The organism is Rhizobium sp. 05L429, from assembly GCF_056397645.1.
Genome location: NZ_JBFTNV010000029.1, coordinates 28,414 through 45,634, shown reverse-complemented (window position 1 = coordinate 45,634; position 17,221 = coordinate 28,414). Strand labels below are relative to the sequence as shown.

The 17,221-nt window shown below is 60.5% G+C and carries 17 protein-coding genes; 10 read left to right on the top strand and 7 right to left on the bottom strand.

The window, feature by feature from the left end; translation table 11 throughout:
• Positions 1-6 precede the first annotated feature (6 nt).
• Both AC1DNW_RS25820 and AC1DNW_RS25815 read right to left on the bottom strand, forming a co-directional pair.
• Positions 7-483, bottom strand: a complete 477-nt coding sequence (locus AC1DNW_RS25820) for an RbsD/FucU domain-containing protein (RefSeq protein WP_113307082.1) — start codon at positions 481-483, stop codon at positions 7-9.
• On the bottom strand, positions 467-1,714 hold the full coding sequence (locus tag AC1DNW_RS25815; protein ID WP_477854774.1) for an ROK family transcriptional regulator: 1,248 nt from the start codon (positions 1,712-1,714) through the stop codon (positions 467-469). The genes AC1DNW_RS25820 and AC1DNW_RS25815 overlap by 17 nt, the downstream gene beginning before the upstream one ends.
• Positions 1,715-1,949: 235 nt before the next feature.
• Here AC1DNW_RS25815 and AC1DNW_RS25810 point away from each other — a divergent pair, with 235 nt between their 5' ends.
• From AC1DNW_RS25810 to AC1DNW_RS25780, 7 genes are all read left to right on the top strand, one after another.
• The gene (locus AC1DNW_RS25810; protein ID WP_477854773.1) at positions 1,950-2,969 is read left to right on the top strand and encodes a substrate-binding domain-containing protein; all 1,020 of its coding nucleotides are present in this window, start codon (positions 1,950-1,952) and stop codon (positions 2,967-2,969) included.
• A gap of 156 nt (positions 2,970-3,125) precedes the next feature.
• The gene (locus tag AC1DNW_RS25805; protein ID WP_113307033.1) at positions 3,126-4,190 is read left to right on the top strand and encodes an ABC transporter permease; all 1,065 of its coding nucleotides are present in this window, start codon (positions 3,126-3,128) and stop codon (positions 4,188-4,190) included.
• A 2-nt stretch (positions 4,191-4,192) separates the two neighbouring features.
• Positions 4,193-4,975 carry a sugar ABC transporter ATP-binding protein gene (locus tag AC1DNW_RS25800; protein ID WP_113298407.1) on the top strand — a complete coding sequence of 261 codons (783 nt, stop codon included), beginning with the start codon at positions 4,193-4,195 and terminating at the stop codon, positions 4,973-4,975.
• Positions 4,972-5,604 carry a nucleoside triphosphate hydrolase gene (locus AC1DNW_RS25795; RefSeq protein ID WP_113298408.1) on the top strand — a complete coding sequence of 211 codons (633 nt, stop codon included), beginning with the start codon at positions 4,972-4,974 and terminating at the stop codon, positions 5,602-5,604. The genes AC1DNW_RS25800 and AC1DNW_RS25795 overlap by 4 nt, the downstream gene beginning before the upstream one ends.
• Before the next feature lie 64 nt (positions 5,605-5,668).
• Positions 5,669-6,709, top strand: coding sequence for a dihydroorotase (gene pyrC / locus AC1DNW_RS25790; RefSeq protein WP_113307032.1), 1,041 nt, complete (start codon positions 5,669-5,671; stop codon positions 6,707-6,709).
• Positions 6,710-6,887: 178 nt separating this feature from the next.
• Entirely contained in the window at positions 6,888-8,066 is a 1,179-nt protein-coding gene (locus AC1DNW_RS25785) for a GGDEF domain-containing protein (protein WP_477832357.1), read from the top strand.
• Positions 8,067-8,252: 186 nt separating this feature from the next.
• Positions 8,253-8,789 carry a bleomycin resistance protein gene (locus AC1DNW_RS25780; RefSeq protein ID WP_113307031.1) on the top strand — a complete coding sequence of 179 codons (537 nt, stop codon included), beginning with the start codon at positions 8,253-8,255 and terminating at the stop codon, positions 8,787-8,789.
• Between the two features lie 60 nt (positions 8,790-8,849).
• Here AC1DNW_RS25780 and AC1DNW_RS25775 read toward each other — a convergent pair whose 3' ends face one another.
• Positions 8,850-9,332, bottom strand: a complete 483-nt coding sequence (locus tag AC1DNW_RS25775; protein WP_477854772.1) for an anthrone oxygenase family protein — start codon at positions 9,330-9,332, stop codon at positions 8,850-8,852.
• A gap of 2 nt (positions 9,333-9,334) precedes the next feature.
• Complete coding sequence (locus AC1DNW_RS25770; RefSeq protein ID WP_477854771.1) at positions 9,335-10,159, bottom strand: NmrA family NAD(P)-binding protein; 825 nt, start codon at positions 10,157-10,159, stop codon at positions 9,335-9,337.
• Positions 10,160-10,258: 99 nt separating this feature from the next.
• On the opposite strand from AC1DNW_RS25770, the gene AC1DNW_RS25765 reads away from it, so the two are divergent.
• The 3 genes from AC1DNW_RS25765 to AC1DNW_RS25755 all read left to right on the top strand — a co-directional run bounded on the left by AC1DNW_RS25765 (position 10,259) and on the right by AC1DNW_RS25755 (position 12,672).
• Positions 10,259-10,912 (top strand): TetR/AcrR family transcriptional regulator, encoded by a 654-nt coding sequence (locus tag AC1DNW_RS25765; RefSeq protein WP_113307029.1) that lies wholly within the window; start codon positions 10,259-10,261, stop codon positions 10,910-10,912.
• 75 nt (positions 10,913-10,987) lie between these two features.
• Positions 10,988-11,683, top strand: a complete 696-nt coding sequence (locus AC1DNW_RS25760) for an orotate phosphoribosyltransferase (RefSeq protein WP_113307028.1) — start codon at positions 10,988-10,990, stop codon at positions 11,681-11,683.
• Positions 11,684-11,745: 62 nt separating this feature from the next.
• A complete protein-coding gene (locus tag AC1DNW_RS25755; protein ID WP_113307027.1) occupies positions 11,746-12,672 on the top strand; it encodes a carbohydrate kinase family protein in 927 nt (308 codons plus the stop codon).
• Positions 12,673-12,675: 3 nt separating this feature from the next.
• Here the strand turns inward: AC1DNW_RS25755 and AC1DNW_RS25750 are convergent, their stop codons facing one another.
• The 3 genes from AC1DNW_RS25750 to AC1DNW_RS25740 form a co-directional block, all read right to left on the bottom strand.
• Positions 12,676-13,479, bottom strand: coding sequence for an alpha/beta fold hydrolase (locus AC1DNW_RS25750; protein ID WP_113307026.1), 804 nt, complete (start codon positions 13,477-13,479; stop codon positions 12,676-12,678).
• Positions 13,480-13,598: 119 nt separating this feature from the next.
• On the bottom strand, positions 13,599-15,224 hold the full coding sequence (pgi, locus tag AC1DNW_RS25745; RefSeq protein ID WP_477854770.1) for a glucose-6-phosphate isomerase: 1,626 nt from the start codon (positions 15,222-15,224) through the stop codon (positions 13,599-13,601).
• A 140-nt stretch (positions 15,225-15,364) separates the two neighbouring features.
• Positions 15,365-17,065, bottom strand: coding sequence for a long-chain fatty acid--CoA ligase (locus tag AC1DNW_RS25740; protein WP_113307024.1), 1,701 nt, complete (start codon positions 17,063-17,065; stop codon positions 15,365-15,367).
• Between the last annotated feature and the right edge of the window lie 156 nt (positions 17,066-17,221).

Sequence of the window (17,221 nt, the reverse complement as noted above, 5' to 3'; positions counted from 1 at the left end):
CCGACTTCAGTAGACGAAGGGATCGACTTCGGCCTTGGCAAGTTCGCCAATGGCCGAGGGATAGATCACGCCCTTGCGCAGGATGATGTTGGCGTAAAGCCTTGGCTCGCCGGTCTGAATGACCGCATGGGCCGCGCGCACCCGACCGTAGAAATCCTGCCCGACGAGAGGGACGACCTCGCGATCCGGCTCATGCCTGGCGCAGCAGGCAATCATTTCCTCATGGATCGGATCGAGCTTGTCGCGTTCGGTCTTCACGGTTGAGCGGAAGATGGCCTCGTTCACAAAGTCGTCGATCGGCAGCACGCTCAAAACGGCATCAAGAACCGGAATGAGATGATGCCCGTCGAGCCGGATCAGCCGTCGCGCATGCTCGATGCCCGGATAGTTGCCGTCGACGATGGCGATTTCGTCGCCATGGCCCATGCCGCGCAATGTCGCCAGCAGGTCCGGGCTCAGCAGTGGGTCAAGCCCTTTCAGCATTGTCGATCTCCTTGAAAAGCACATTCTGATCGGTGAGATAACGCGCGAAGATCGGCAGGCTGGCGCCGCCGATGGCGCGGGCATGCGCGCCGACCACGCCTTCGACGATATCGGGCATGACGACGCCCTGCAGGTCGAGCTTTTCGGCTTCGTAGATCGTCGCCTGTACGATGCGCCGGCGCACCCAGTCCGGGAAACCGCCATCGATGACGGCGGCGCTGAAGTCGATGATCGAGGCTGCGGCGACAATCGCCTGCGCCAGTGCCTTGGCAGTATCCTGGATCCAGGCTTCMATCGGTTCGCCGAAATCTATCCAGTCGTCGGCCGAATACCAGAGCGGCTGCGGGTCGATGCCCCGCTCGCGCAGCATGTTTTCCAAGACGAAGATCGAGGCGATCTCCAGAAGCTGCATTGTCTCGCCGTTCTTGCCGCGCACCGGCAGCGGACCGATGGCGMCTGCCGTTCCCGTCTTGCCCGAAAAGATTGCCGAATTCAGCACGATCCCGCCGCCGATGAAGGAGCCGATAAAGAAATAGACGAAATCCGGATAGGACGGGCCAATGCCGAAGACCAGTTCCGCACCGCAGGCGCTGGTCGCGTCGTTCTGCAGGAAGACCTGGTAGGATACCTGCGTGGCGATTTCCGACTGCAGGTCGAAATCGCGCCAGACCTCCATCGTGCCCTCGGGCGCGCCCACTTCGTCGGCCCAATTCCAGAGTTCGAAGGGGGCCGCGATGCCGAGGCCGGCAATGCGGCTGCGCTCGCGCTCGCTCAGCTTGCCCTCCAGCTCCCTGATCCCATGGGTCACGAAGGACAGGATCTCATCGGGCAGGGGATAGGCATAGATCCTGTGCAGTTGCAGCCGGATCCTGCCGACGAAATCCATCAGCACGAGGTCTGCGCTGCGCCGGCCGATCTTCACGCCGAAGGAATAGACGGCATCCGGATTGAGCCGCATGGGTATGGATGGTTGGCCGACGCGACCGCGGATGGGCTCGCCACGCGAAAGCAGCCCTTCCTTCTCCAGCACCCGCATGATGACGGAGACGGTTTGAGCCGAAAGCCCGCTGCGGCGTGCGATATCGGCCTTCGACAGGGCGCCGTAGAGGCGCACCAGCGACAGCACGAGCCGTTCGTTATAGGCGCGCACCCTGATCTGGTTCGCACCTCCCGACGGATTAAGAATTGGCGGTGGGACCGGCATGTAATCCGGACCATCCATGGACGACATTGGCCACTCCTCCCGATTAACGGCCTATGCCTGATTTCATGTCAGCATKCCACATCGAATTAATAATTCAATTGGATTTATTTATTGACAAGCGGTTTTCTTTCGCTCTTAATTGCCATCGTCAACGGCACGGGACGGCTTTGGGGAGAAGGCTGATGCCGCATTCCGCAAGTCTCGTCGTGCATGAATTCCGGTGCCGCCTGGGGGCGGGCCGGCCAATCTCTGGGAGGAGTTCATGAAGAAATCAGTTCTCGCTTTCGGCGCACTCGCGCTTGGCGTCGCCTTTTCCGCTCCGGCAATGGCGGCAGATGTTTCTGCATGCCTGATCACCAAGACCGACACCAACCCCTTCTTCGTCAAGATGAAGGAAGGTGCGACGGCCAAGGCCAAGGAACTCGGCGTCACGCTGAAGTCCTACGCCGGCAAGATCGACGGTGACAGCGAAAGCCAGGTCGCAGCGATCGAAAGCTGCATCGCCGATGGTGCAAAGGGTATTCTGATCGCCGCTTCGGACACCAAGGGCATCGTGTCGTCGGTCAAGAAGGCTCGCGATGCTGGCCTGCTCGTCATCGCGCTCGACACGCCGCTTGAGCCGGCCGATGCTGCCGACGCCACTTTCGCCACCGACAACCTGCTCGCCGGCAAGCTGATCGGCCAGTGGGCCAAGGAAACGCTTGGGGACAAGGTAAAGGACGCCAAGGTCGGCTTCCTCGACCTGACGCCGTCGCAGCCGACCGTCGACGTCCTGCGCGACCAGGGCTTMATGATGGGCTTCGGCATCGATCCGAAGGACCCGAACAAGATCGGCGATGAGGATGATCCGCGCGTCGTCGGCCATGACGTGACCAACGGCAATGAGGAAGGCGGCCGCAAGGCTATGGAAAACCTCCTCCAGAAGGATCCTGGTATCAACGTCATCCACACGATCAATGAACCGGCTGCCGTCGGTGCCTATCAGGCGCTGAAGGCCGTCGGCATGGAAAAGAACGTACTGATCGTATCGGTCGATGGCGGTTGCCCGGGTGTGAAGTCGGTCAAGGAAGGCGTTATCGGCGCCACCTCGCAGCAATATCCGCTGATGATGGCGGCACTCGGCGTCGAGGCGATCAAGAAGTTCGCCGATAGCGGTGAAAAGCCGAAGCCGACCGAAGGCAAGTCCTTCTTCGATACCGGCGTTTCGCTCGTCACCGACAAGCCGGTCTCCGGCGTCAAGTCGATCGACACCAAGGAAGGCACGGACAAGTGCTGGGGCTGAGCCCTGCCTGATTGACATCAGAATGGCCGGGGCTYGATCCCCGGCCTTTTTGGGCGGACGATACGTCGCCGCCCGCCAAACCGGCTCAGCAAAGACCGGAAGGATATCGGCGACGGCTTCCGCGTGGGTTCGGCGCGCGGATGCGAAGGAGGAACAATGACCGGAACACAGGAATTTGAACGCGTCCTCGACGACAGCGACAAGAGTGTTGCCTCGTTCGAGCACGAGAACGTCTCGCTGATCAAGCGCGCGCAGCATTTTCTGCACTCGACGCCGGCTGCCGTGCCGTTGATCGTGCTGGTGCTGGCAATCGTGATCTTCGGAATAGCGATCGGCGGACGTTTCTTCTCGTCCTATACGCTGACGCTGATCCTGCAGCAGATCGCTATCGTCGGCATTCTCGGAGCGGCCCAGACGCTGGTCATCCTGACCGCCGGCATCGATCTTTCGATCGGCGTCATCATGGTCATCTCGGCCGTCATCATGGGCAATGTCGCCATCACCTACGGCATACCGACACCGATCGCAGTGGTCGCCGGGCTTGTCGTCGGCGGGCTCTGCGGATTGCTGAACGGCTTCCTCATCGCCTATATGAAGCTGCCGCCCTTCATCGTCACGCTCGGCACCTGGAATATCGTCATGGCGACGAATTTCATCTATTCCGCCAATGAGACGATCCGCGACACCGACGTCGACGAACAGGCGCCACTGCTTCATCTTTTCGCCATAAGCTTCAAGCTCGGCAGCGCCGTGCTCACACTCGGCGTCATCGCCATGGTGCTGCTCGTCGTGCTGCTCTGGTATGTACTAAATCACACCGCATGGGGCCGGCATGTCTATGCCGTTGGCGACGATCCGGAGGCGGCCAAGCTCTCCGGCATCCAGACCAAGAAGGTGCTGCTGACCGTTTACGCCATATCAGGCGTCATTGCCGCCTTGGCCGCCTGGGTCTCGATCGGCCGCAATGGCTCGATCTCGCCGTCTTCGGCCGTCACGGACTTTAACCTCCAGGCGATCACCGCGACGGTGATTGGCGGCATTTCGCTGTTCGGCGGCCGCGGCTCCATTCTCGGCACGCTCTTCGGCGCGATGATCGTCGGCGTCGTGTCGATGGGCCTCAACATGCTCGGCGCCGACCCGCAATGGAAGGTTCTTTTGACTGGCGTGCTGATTATCGCCGCCGTTGCTATCGATCAGTGGATCAGAAAGGTTTCGGTATAATCATGGCTGTCGAACCCATTCTCACTGCACGGGGCCTCGTCAAGCGTTATGGACGCGTTACCGCGCTCGACAATGCCGATTTCGATCTCTATCCGGGCGAAATCCTTGCCGTCATCGGCGATAACGGCGCCGGCAAGTCCTCGCTCATCAAGGCGATATCGGGCGCGGTCACCCCCGATGATGGGGTGATCACCCTGGAAGGCCGGCAGGTGCAGTTCAGATCGCCGATGGAAGCGCGCGACGCCGGCATCGAGACCGTCTACCAGAACCTCGCCCTTTCGCCGGCGCTGTCGATCGCCGACAACATGTTCCTCGGCCGCGAGATTCGCAAACCGGGCATGCTCGGCTCCTTTTTCCGCATGCTGGACCGGCCGGCGATGGAAAAGCAGGCGCGCAACAAGCTTTCCGAGCTCGGCCTGATGACCATCCAGAATATCAATCAGGCGGTGGAAACGCTCTCCGGCGGTCAGCGCCAGGGCGTTGCCGTTGCCCGCGCCGCCGCTTTCGGTTCAAAAGTCATCATCATGGATGAGCCGACTGCCGCCCTCGGCGTGAAAGAAAGTCGCCGCGTGCTGGAGCTCATTCTCGATGTGCGTGCCCGCGGCATTCCGATCGTGCTCATCTCGCACAACATGCCGCATGTCTTCGAAGTCGCCGACCGTATCCATATCCATCGCCTCGGGCGCCGCTTGACGGTCATCGATCCCAAGGAATACACGATGTCCGATGCCGTCGCCTTCATGACCGGCGCCAAGGCAGTCCCTGCGGAGCCCGTTGCCGCATGAGTGCCCGGATTGACGACATTGTCGGCGAGGTGCTGAGCCGCGCCGGCGATTCCAGACGTTTCCTCATTGCCATCGCCGGTCCGCCCGGCGCTGGCAAATCCACCATGGCCGACAATGTGGCAAACGGCCTGAAGGCCAAGGGCGAGAGTGCCTCGGTGCTTCCCATGGATGGCTTCCATATGGACAACGCCGTTCTCATCGAGCGTGGTCTGCTGGCCCGCAAGGGCATTCCGGAAACCTTCGACGTGCGCGGCTTCCTCGATATCGTCAAAGCCGTGCGCCCCGCCGATCAGGAAGTCCTCGTTCCCGTCTTCGACCGCTCGCGCGAGCTTGCCATCGCCTCGGCCCGGCCGATCGATCCCAACGATCGCTTCATCATCATCGAAGGCAACTATCTGCTTTTTACCGAGGGCAAATGGGCCGAGCTCGACGGCATCTTCGATTACACGATCATGCTCGCCCCGCCCATGGAGGTTCTGGAGGAGCGTCTCTGGGATCGCTGGCGCGGCTATAAGCTGACTGAGGAAGAAGCGAGCGCCAAAGTCTACGGCAACGACCTGCCGAACGGCCGCCTGATCCTCGAAAATCGCCGTCCTGCCGATATGACATTGGAAATCGCGCTGGCCTGAACAGTTGTTTCCGGACCGGTCTTGATGCTATCGAGKCGAAACCCGCATCGCTTCGGAGGCTTCCATGCAATCGCTCACCATCCGCCGTCCTGACGACTGGCATCTGCATCTGCGCGACGGCGCCATGCTGGAAGGCGTGATTGGTGATACGAGCCGCATCTTCGCGCGCGCGATCATCATGCCGAACCTGGTGCCGCCGGTTGTCACGACAACGGATGCGGCAGCCTATCGCGACCGCATCATGAAGGCGCTTCCTGCCGGTCATCGCTTTCAGCCGCTGATGACGCTCTATCTGACCGAACATACGAGCGCTGATGACGTCGAGGAAGGCAAGAAGAGCGGCCTCATCACCGCCGTGAAACTCTATCCCGCCGGCGCCACGACGAATTCGCATGGCGGCGTGCGCGATATGGAAAAGGCGATGCCTGTGCTGGAACGCATGGCCAAGATCGGCCTGCCGCTCTGCGTCCATGGCGAGGTGACGACGCCTGATGTCGATATCTTCGATCGTGAAGCAGTCTTCATCGAGACGGTGCTGGACCCGCTGCGCAAGCGCCTGCCGGAACTGAAGGTGACGATGGAGCATGTCACCACCGCTGACGGGATCGATTACATCAAGTCGGCCAAGGCTAATCTCGCCGGTTCCATCACCACCCATCACCTGATCATCAACCGTAATGCCATCCTCGTCGGCGGCATTCGTCCGCATTATTACTGCCTGCCCGTCGCCAAGCGCGAGAACCACAGGCTGGCTCTCCGGGCTGCTGCGACGAGCGGTGACACCAGGTTCTTCCTCGGCACGGATTCTGCCCCGCATGTCGACCCACTCAAGGAATGCGCCTGCGGCTGCGCGGGGATCTATACCTCGATCAACACGATGAGCTGCCTTGCCCATGTGTTCGAGCAGGATGGCGCGCTCGACAGGCTGGAGGCCTTTGCCTCCCTGAATGGCCCTGCCTGGTATGGGCTAGCGCCCAACGAGGAACGCGTCACGCTGGAGCGGCAGGCTGAGCCCGTGACCTTCCCCGCCAGAATTGAAACCGGCGCCGGGCCGGTTACCGTCTTCGATCCCATGTTCCCACTGCATTGGCAGGTCAGGGCCTGAAAAAAAGACGTGTGTGCTTGAATATTTCTTCTTATGATTGCTGCAGAATGTTGAATTTGTAACATTCGGCCCGCGCAATCCATGATTTTTTAACGGAATGCATAAGACATTAGTCAGCAGTGACGAGATAGATTTTAGAACGTTATCGGCGCGGCAGGAGCCGCGGAGATCTAAAAGCATGATGCTTGACTACAATTCACTGCTGCTGGCGCTTGGCGTTTCAGCAACCTGCCTTGCCGTGACGCTCATGGGGAGCTGGATCGCGCGCCGGGCCGAGACATTTCTTCTCACCTGCACATTCGGCCTCGTTCTCGTCGTTGCCGGCATTTTTGCCTACGCCTTCTATGTGGAACAGCCCGGACGCATGCTTGGTGCTGGCAATTTCATGTTGTTTCATGCGGGGTTTGCGACCATCTGGGGCGCCGGCTATCAGTTCCGCACTGGCCGGATTCCGCTTTTCGGCATCGCCGTCCGCTCAATCGTCGCCATGGCGACTGCCGTTCCGCCGATGATCGCCGGGCTGGATGGCCTTGCTTTCATGGCTGATAACCTCGCCATCGCCTTCCTGCTCTTCACGACTGCCCGGCAATATTGGTTAGGCCGTGCCGAAGCACCTGCGCCGATCTCAGGCATTACCGCCCTCTACACATTGACGGCGATTTCCTTCGTGCTCTGCGCCGCTGTATTGATCTGGGATGGCAAGCTGGTGCTCGGAGCCGCGCCCAGCAATTGGGCGGAAGATCTGAGCCTTGCCATGTGCATTGCCGGCATGACCGGCATCGGCGCCCTGTCGCTGGCGCTGCATCAGTGGCGGCTTGCCGCCCGTCACCGCATCGACGCGATCACCGACCCGCTGACCGGCCTGCTGAACCGCCGCGCTCTGTTCGACCAGCACGGTACCCGCACCATGGGCGTTTCGACCGCGGTCATCGTCTTCGACATCGACCATTTCAAATCGGTGAACGACCGTTACGGCCATGCAGCCGGCGATCACGTCCTGAAGGTCTTTGCCGGCGAACTTTCGGCCAATTGCCGTAGCGGCGATACGGCCGCCCGCCTTGGTGGCGAGGAATTCGCTCTCGTGCTGAAGGAGATCATGCCCGGCCGCGCCGAGCTTGCCGCCGAGCGTATCCGCAAGGCCTTCGAGGACCGCGACATCTATATCGAAGACGAGGTTCTCAATTGCACCGTCAGTGCCGGCGTCGCCCCTGGCCGGTCCAAGCCACTGGATTTCGACGCCATGCTGGGCGAGGCGGATAAGGCGCTCTATGTCGCAAAAGGCGCCGGCCGAAATCGTGTCGAACTTGCCAGCCATCTGCATTCGGTGCCGTCAGGCGTCGTGCGCTCTGCCTCTTGATCCGTCTGCCGACCTTTCGTAAGCTGATCGTCGGCCGGATGCAGCCAGCCGCCCCGCGATGCGCAAGCATTATGGTGAATGCATCCAAATCCACCTTCACATCCTTGCTCCTGGCAAACGATGGCGAACGGGTCAGCAGACGCGGGCACTGATCTTCCTGTTTGCCGCCAACGGAAGGATGGATACATGCGCGATTTTCGCGATGCCAAGCTTATGGCAAAAACCCTGCGGCAGGCGCTTGCCGACCGCGATATTTCCCTTACCCACAGCGAAACGCTGGAGATTGTCGCCAAACAATTCGGCTTCGACCAGTGGAACATTCTCTCTGCTAAACTGGATGAGACCGAAGGCGCCCGATCTCCGATCGGCATAGAACCGCCGGTGCCGATCTTCCGCATTTTCTCGGTCGAGAAGGCCATGGAATTCTATTGCGGCTTCCTCGGCTTCACTCTGGATTGGGAACATCGCTTCGGTGAGAATTTTCCGCTTTATTGCCAGGTCTCGCGCGAGAACATGCAACTGCACTTGAGCGAACATTCGGGCGATGCAAGCCCCGGCGCTCGGGCTTTCGTGCGTGTGAAGGATATCGGCGCCTATCAGGCCGAGCTTGCCGCGAGGAACTACCGCTACATGAAACCGGGCATCGAGGAAGCGCCCTGGGGCCTGGAGATGGCCGTCATCGACCCCTTCAGCAACCGCATCACCTTCTGCCAGCAGAACTAGCGCAATTCCCGCAAATGCGGGAAGCAACGAAGGGGCGGAGTGTCATTCCCTCCGCCCTTTTCAGATGAGCATCAGCGCCCGGACAAATGCGATGGAAGCCAGCAGCGAGGCAATCGTACGCACATGGTTCCACCATGTCCAATCTTTGAGATAGGTCGTCCAGAGCTGCACCGCTTCCGGCCCGTTGCCGCTCACCTTTCCCAATGCATCGTTCATCGGCACGTTGAAGACGATGGTGGAGAGGAAGGATGCGGCGATATAGAGCGACACGCCGGCCAGCATCAGTGACGATGCGCCGCCGCGCCAGTTCGCGAAGGCCAATACCGCGATCACGATGCAGAGGATCGCGGTCGGCACGAAAAGCAGCATGAAGGGCGAGCGCACGATGGTCATGTTGATGGAATTCATCGCTGCGATGCCTTGCTCGGGCGGAATGCGCGCGAAGGCGGTCATGATGAAGGTCGAGAAGGCGAAGAAGATGCCGGCGACAAGACCGCTGCCAATGGCCGCAGYGACAAGGGAAATGACGAGAACGATCTGCATGGTCAGGCGCTCCATAGTCCGATTGCTGCGGTCTCCCGCGCATATTGGCTGAAATCGCTCGCCGGGCGGCCGAGAATGTCTGATACGCCACTCATAACCTGCGAATTGCGCCCGTCGAGCACCTCGCCGAAGAGCTCTTCCAGTAGCGCGATGACCGGCTCCGGCATTMCCGCGGCGGCGAGACCCTCCTTAAAATCCGTCATCGGGACCTGTTCATACTCGATCGACCGGCCCGAAGCGGCGGCGATTTCGGCCACGGCTTCGCGGAAGGTCAGGGCGCGAGGGCCGGTCAGCTCATAGATCTTGTTGCGATGCCTGATATCAGTCAAGGCTGCCACCGCCGCATCGGCGATGTCGCCGGCATCGATGAAGGGCTCCCTGATATTGCCGACGGGAAGCTGCAGCTTGCCGGAAAGCAATGGTTCCAGAAAAGCGCCTTCGCTGAAATTCTGGTTGAACCAGGAGGCGCGCAGGATCGTGTAGCCGATCCCGGATGTTTTGAGAGCTTCCTCGCTCTTTTGCGCACCCTCTTCGCCCCGGCCGGAAAGCAGCACGATATGCTGCAACCCGCATTCCCCTGCGAGCTTTGAAAGGGCTTCGATGGCCTCTGCCGCCCATGAGACGGCAAGGTCCGGCTGGAAGGCGACATAGGCGCTCGTTGCTCCCGTGAGCGCATTGCGCCAACTCGCGCGATCCTCCCAGTCGAAGGCCGGTATCGTGGAACGGGACGCCTTGCGCACGTTAAGTCCCAGCTTTTCCAGCCTGTCGGCAATGCGGCCACCGGTTTTGCCCGATCCGCCGATCAGAACGATTTCGGAATTCTGCATATCGAAACTCCTCTTCGATCAAAATAAGAGAGACTCTCTCATTTGCAAAATGAGATAAACTCTCTTATTTTCTTTGTCAACAGTCGAAGGAAGTGGAAGATGGCAGAAGAAGTGATCGCACGGCGCAGGCGCCAGCAGGAGTCGACCGGTCAGCCACGCCGCATCCCGAGCCAGCAGCGTGGCCGCGAGCGCTTCGAAAAAATCCTGACAGTCGCCTCCGAGCTCATCGAAAAGAAAGGCAGTGATGCTCTGAAGATGAGCGAGATCGTTGAAAAAGCTGAGCTTTCCTTCGGCGCCCTCTATCAGTATTTCCCGGACAAGACCTCGATCATCCGCACGCTAGCCGAGCGCTTCAACGAGCAGGGCCGACAATGCGTAGCCGACGAACTGGCCAAGGTGACGGACGCCGACAATCTGCGGACGGCTCTCTGCGTCATCGCCGATGAATATTATGCCTTCTTTCGCCGCGAGCCTGTGATGCGCGATATCTGGCACGCGACCCACACGGATAAGCTCCTCCAGGAAGTCGATGCCGAAGATATGGAATTCCACGCGCAGGCCCTGCTTTCAGTGCTAAAACAGCTATGGCCGGAGCGGACCGAGACGGAGCTTCTGGCCATCGCCCGGCTGACGATGCAGCTTCTTGCGGCCGCGGTCCGTTATGCCGTTTCGCTGGATGAGAAAGAGGGCGCGCAGGCGATCGCGCTCTTCAAGAAGATGCAGGTTGCGGATATCGGCCGCCTGCTCGGCTGACGGCCCTCTTCCATCTGGAAACCGGCCGCTCTTGCTGCTATTGCCGCTGGAACGTCAGCCGAAGGAGTAAGCCGCATGATCCAGACCACATTTCCCGACCGCGCCGTCATGGCAGAGCTGCTGGCAAAGATGCTCTGGGAGATCAAGGCGGTGCACTTCAGCCCCGAGACGCCCTACAAATATGCCTCCGGCATCATGAGCCCCGTTTATATCGACTGCCGCAAGCTTCTCTCCTTCCCGCGCGTCCGCTCCACGGTGATGGATTTTGCCGCCAGCACCCTCCTGCGCGATGCCGGTTTTGAGCAGTTCGATTGCATCGCCGGCGGCGAGACCGCAGGCATTCCCTTCGCAGCCCTGCTTGCCGATCGCCTCGGCCTGCCGATGATCTATGTCCGCAAAAAGCCGAAGGGCCATGGCCGCAATGCGCAGATCGAAGGCGACATGAAGGACGGCGCCCGCGTCCTCGTTATCGAGGATCTGACGACCGCGGGCGGCAGCATGTTCACCTTCATCGATGCCATCAGATCCGCCGGCGGTATCGTCGATCACGGCATCGCGCTCTTCTTCTACGGAATCTTCCCCGAGGCACATCAGCGCTTTGCCAATGGCAAGGTTCAGCTCCATTATATCGCCACATGGCGGGAGGTTCTGGCAATCGCCAGGCAGCAGAAGCTTTTCGATGACAAGACGCTGCACGAAGTCGAGGCCTTCCTCGATGCGCCGCTCGCCTGGTCGGCGAGGAATGGTGGCGTGAGTGAGCTTTCGCTCTAGCCTTTTGACAAAAGCTCGCTTAATCGATTGAAGAACGCGCAAGTCCTGTTGGGAGGAATTCGATGATTTTGTGCTGCGGCGAAGCCCTGATCGACATGCTGCCGAGGGACACGACCCTTGGCGAAAGGGGCTTTGCGCCCTATGCCGGCGGCGCGATCTTCAATACCGCGATTGCGCTCGGGCGCCTCGGCATACCCACGGCCTTCTTCACCGGCATTGCCGATGACATGATGGGCGAGATCCTGCTGGATACGCTGAAGGCAAGCAATGTCGATTACAGCCCTTGCGCCATCACCCCGCGCCCTTCGACCATCGCCTTCGTCAAGCTCGTCAACGGCCAGGCGACTTATGCCTTCTACGACGAGGGCACGGCTGGCCGCATGATCACGTCAGATGACCTGCCCGATCTCGGCGATGACTGCGAAGCCCTGCATTTCGGCGCGATCAGCCTCATCCCGAGCCCCTGCGGCGAAACCTATGAGGCGCTTCTCGACCGCGAAGCCGCTACGCGCGTCATCTCTCTCGACCCGAACATCCGCCCCGGTTTCATCAAGGATAAGCCGGCGCATATGGCCCGCATCAAGCGCATGGCCGCCAAGTCCGACATCGTCAAATTCTCCGACGAGGATCTCGAATGGTTCGGCCTGGAAGGCGACCATGATGCGCTTGCCGCCCACTGGCTGAACCACGGCGCCAAGCTCGTCGTCATCACCAAGGGCGCCGAAGGTGCCACCGGCTACACCAACGCGCGTAAGGTCACCGTACCGAGCGAGCGTGTGACTGTCGTCGACACGGTCGGCGCCGGCGACACTTTCGATGCCGGCATTCTCGCCTCGCTGAAGAAGGACAACCTGCTGACCAAGGCGCAGGTCGCCAATCTTGATGAGCAGGCCCTGCGCAACGCCCTGGCTCTTGGCGCCAAGGCGGCCGCGGTGACCGTCTCCCGCGCCGGCGCCAATCCGCCCTGGGCGAAAGAGATCGGCCTCTGAGCCTTAAGCGATCCGGTCGAGAAAAGCACGGACCTCGCGATTGAAGAGGTCCGGCTGCTGCAGCGGGGCGAAATGGCTGACACCGGGCAGCAGCACGAATTCCGCATCCGGGATCGTCCTTGCCAGATAGTCGGCATGCTCGGGCTTGATGAATTCGTCATGCTCACCGAGCACGATGGAGACCGGCACCTTGATGCCTGTCAGCTGCTCGGCCGAATAATTCGGCTCCGTCGCCATCATTTTCGAGACGTCGCCGACGAAAGCTTCGAACTGGTCAGGTGTCGCCGATAGGGCCTGATAATCCTTCCTGTGACGGCTGAAGCAACGGTCGATGACCGGCGTCGCCTTGAATTCCTTAGTGCCGGTGGAGTCCATGTTGCAGGCGAAGAAAAATACGCCGCAGACCCGGTCCGGCTGCTGGTCGGCCAGGATCAAGGACGTACAGGCGCCATCGCTCCAGCCGATGAAGGCCGCTTCTTCGATTCCGGTATGATCCATGACCGCAAGCACGTCCGAAGCCATCAGGTGATAGGTGTAGGGACGCTCGTCACGCGTGCTGCGGCCATGACCGCGGCTGTCGATCACCACGACCCGATGGCCGGCATCGACAAGCGCAGGAACCTGATAGCCCCAATTGCCGCTATTGCCGAGCCCGCCATGCAGAAGGATGACAGCGGGACCGGCGCCGTAACTCGCATACCAGACGCGGGCACCTTTGTTATCAACGAAGCCCTGCTCGTTCGAGGCCGGCAATGGCTGTGCCCCCTCGGCCTCGAATTTCACCAGCTCGTTATCCGTTGCAGTCATCAGCTCCTCCTCTGTCATTCTCTCTATAGACGACGAGATGCCCTGCAATTCGACAGGGTCAAACAAAAAAAGCCCACCCGTGTGACGGATGGGCTTCGATAGCAGCGAGATCGCCAGGATTACTTGGCGAGCTTTGCCAGCGCAGCGACAAGACCCTGCGTCGAGGAGTCGTGACCGGCAGCGCTTTCCTTGCCTTCGACGACGGGCAGCAGGCCGGTCGCCAGCTCCTTGCCGAGCTCGACGCCCCACTGGTCGAAGGAGTTGATGCGGAAGAGCACGCCTTCGACGAAAACGCGGTGCTCGTAGAGCGCGATCAGGCGGCCGAGCGCGTAGGGCGTCAGCTTGTCATAGACGAAGGTGATCGACGGGCGGTTGCCGTTGAAGACGCGGTGGGGCGCGATGAAATCGGCCTGCTTGTCTTCCATGCCCTTGTCGGTCAGCTGCTTCTTGGCCTCATCGAAGGTGCGGCCCTTCATGAGGGCTTCCGACTGGGCGAGAACGTTCGACATCAGCAGCTGGTGCTGATGGCGCAGCTCAGGCTCGAAGCCGTTGGCGGCGATCATGAATTCGGCCGGGATGATGCTCGTGCCCTGGTGGATGAGCTGGTAGAAGGCGTGTTGGCCATTGGTGCCGGGCTCGCCCCAGACGACCGGGCCGGAATTGCCTTCGACCGGCGTGCCGTCGATGGTGACGCCCTTGCCGTTCGATTCCATGTCGAGCTGCTGCAGATAGGCAGGGAAGCGGGACAGGCGCTGGTCATAGGGCAAGATGGCGCGTGTCGGGTAGCCCAGAACATTCCGGTGGTAGAAGCCGATGAGGCCGAGCAGGACAGGCAGGTTCTCGGCAATCGGCGCCTTGCGGAAATGATTGTCGATGGCATGTGCGCCATCGAGGAACTTGCCGAAATTTTCGGGGCCGACAGCGATCATCAGCGGCAGGCCGATTGCCGACCAGATCGAATACCGACCGCCGACCCAGTCCCAGAAACCGAAGACGCGTTCGCTTTCGATGCCGAAGGCGGAAACCTTCTCAAGCGCCGTCGAAACGGCGGCGAAGTGATGCTGAACGGCCGCCTCGCCGAGCGCGCCGGCGATGAACTTACGCGCCGTCTGCGCATTGGTCATCGTTTCGACGGTCGTGAAGGTCTTGGAGGCGACGATGAAGAGCGTCGTTTCCGGCTCAACCAGCTTCAGGATGTCGGCAATATGGGCGCCGTCGATGTTGGAGACGAAATGGGCGCGGGGGCCATCATGGAACGGTGCAAGCGCCAGCGTCGCCATGACAGGGCCGAGATCCGAACCGMCGATGCCGATATTGATGACATCGGTGATCTTCTTGCCGGTCGCACCCTTCAGCGCACCCGAGCGGACACCATCGGCAAACTTGCCCATGGCGGCGAGCACGGCGTTGACGTCAGGCATGACATCCTTGCCGTCCACCAGAACGGGTGTGTTGGAGCGGTTGCGCAGCGCCGTATGCAGCACGGCGCGATTTTCGGTAAAATTGATCGCCTTGCCGGAGAACATCTCATCGCGCTTCTCTGCAACACCGCCTTCTTCGGCGAGCTTCACCAGAAGCTTCAGGATCTCGTCGTTGACGGCCGTCTTGGAAAAATCCATCAGCAGGTCGTCAAGCGATGCGGAAAAGCGCGAGAAGCGCTGCGGATCATCAGCGAATGCGGCGCGCAGATCGGTGGCCTTGGTGGCTGCTGCGGTGCTCTTCAGTTGTTCGACGATGGCAGTCATGGGAGACTCCTTTGGAGGCGGAGAGGGTTGCGGAAACTATTCTCTTTCCGGCAGTCAAATCAAGTTCAGCCATCTGACGAAATATGAAAAAAGCCACCCGCGACAAGCGGATGGCCCTCAATTTCATGAGACCGTCAAATTCAGCCGCGCAGGTCCTTGCGCAGGATCTTGCCGACCGGGCTCTTCGGCAGCTCGGTGCGGAATTCGATGAAGCGCGGCCGCTTGTAATTGGTGAGATTGGCCGCGCAATGGGCCTTCACATCGGCTTCGGTGAGACCTGGGTCCTTGCGAACGATGAAGAGCTTCACCGCCTCGCCGGAATGCCCGTCCGGCACGCCGATCGCTGCCGCCTCCAGGATGCCGGGATGCATGGCGGCCACTTCCTCGATCTCGTTCGGATAGACGTTGAAGCCGGAGACGAGGATCATGTCCTTCTTGCGGTCGACGATCTTGGTGTAGCCGCGCTCGTCCATGAAGCCCATGTCGCCGCTGCGGAAATAGCCATCCGGCGTCATCACCCGCGCCGTCTCGTCGGGCTTGTTCCAGTAACCGGCCATGACCTGCGGGCCGCGGATGCAGATCTCGCCGATCTCGCCAAGCGGCAGCGAATTGCCGTCCTCGTCGCGGATGTCGAGTTCCGTCGAGGGAATGGGAAGGCCGATCGAGCCCGTGAATTCGGGGGAATCGAAACGGTTGGCGGTCGCCACCGGCGATGTCTCGGAGAGACCGTAACCTTCGGTAATATGCGAGCCCGTCACCTTCAGCCAGCGTTCCGCTACCGGCCGCTGCACGGCCATGCCGCCGCCGAGCGACATGACGAGCGAGGAGAAATCKAGCTTGGCGAAGTCGGCATTGTTGAGCAGCGCGTTGAACAGCGTATTCAGGCCGGGGAAAATGTGGATATCGGACTTCTGGAATTCCTGCACCAACCCCGGAATGTCGCGCGGATTGGCGATCAGCACATTACGGGCGCCGAGCGACATGCCCATCAGCGAATTCACCGTCAGCGCGAAGATATGGTAGAGCGGCAGCGCGCAGAGGAAGTTCAGGACTTCAGGCTGCTTCTTCTTGTCGAAGGCGGATTTCAGCCAGAGCTGCAGCTGCATCTTGTTGGCAAGCAGGTTCTGATGCGTCAGCACTGCCCCCTTGGCAATGCCGGTCGTCCCGCCCGTATATTGCAGGAAGGCGATGTCGCTGCCGGTGAGCGCAACAGGCGCGAGCGTCTTGCCCGCACCTTCGGACAGCACCTGCCGGAAGCTCTTATGCTGCGGAATGGACCAGGACGGGACCAGCTTCTTCACCCGGCGGACGATGAAGTTGACGATATGTCCCTTGGGGCCGAGCATTTCGCCGAGCGAGCTGACGACGACATGGCGCAGGTCGGTCTTGTTGATGACCTGTTCGACGGTGCGCGCGAAGTTTTCCAGAACGAAGATCGCCTTGGCACCGGAATCGTTGAGCTGGTGCTCGAGTTCGCGCGGCGTATAGAGCGGGTTGACGTTTACGACGACGAGACCGGCGCGCAGGATGCCATAGACCGCGACGGGGTTCTGCAGCACGTTCGGCATCATCACGGCGACCCGATCGCCCTTCTGCAGGCCGGCGCCCTGCAGCCAGGCGGCCACCTTGCGGGTCTGGCTTTCGAGCTCGCGATAACTCATCGACCTGCCCATGCTGGAAAAGGCTTTCCGGTCGGCAAAACGCGCGCAGCTCTTTTCCAGAAGATCCGGCAGCGATGTAAATTCCAGTGGGGGAATCTGGGCCGGAATGATGTCCGGATAGGTGGCAAGCCATGGTTTTTCCGATTTCGCACCACCAGGGTGGACGGAAATACTGTTCATTGTCTCTCTCTCCCATTCGGCTGCCAAAACCGGATGACACCGGTCGATCGGAAGATCCTCCATCCTCCGTCACGGCAGCTTATGCCATTGCTTGAGCGGTTCAAGCGGATTGAGGCTACAATAACCTTGACGTAAACGTCAATATCGCGAAGGCGG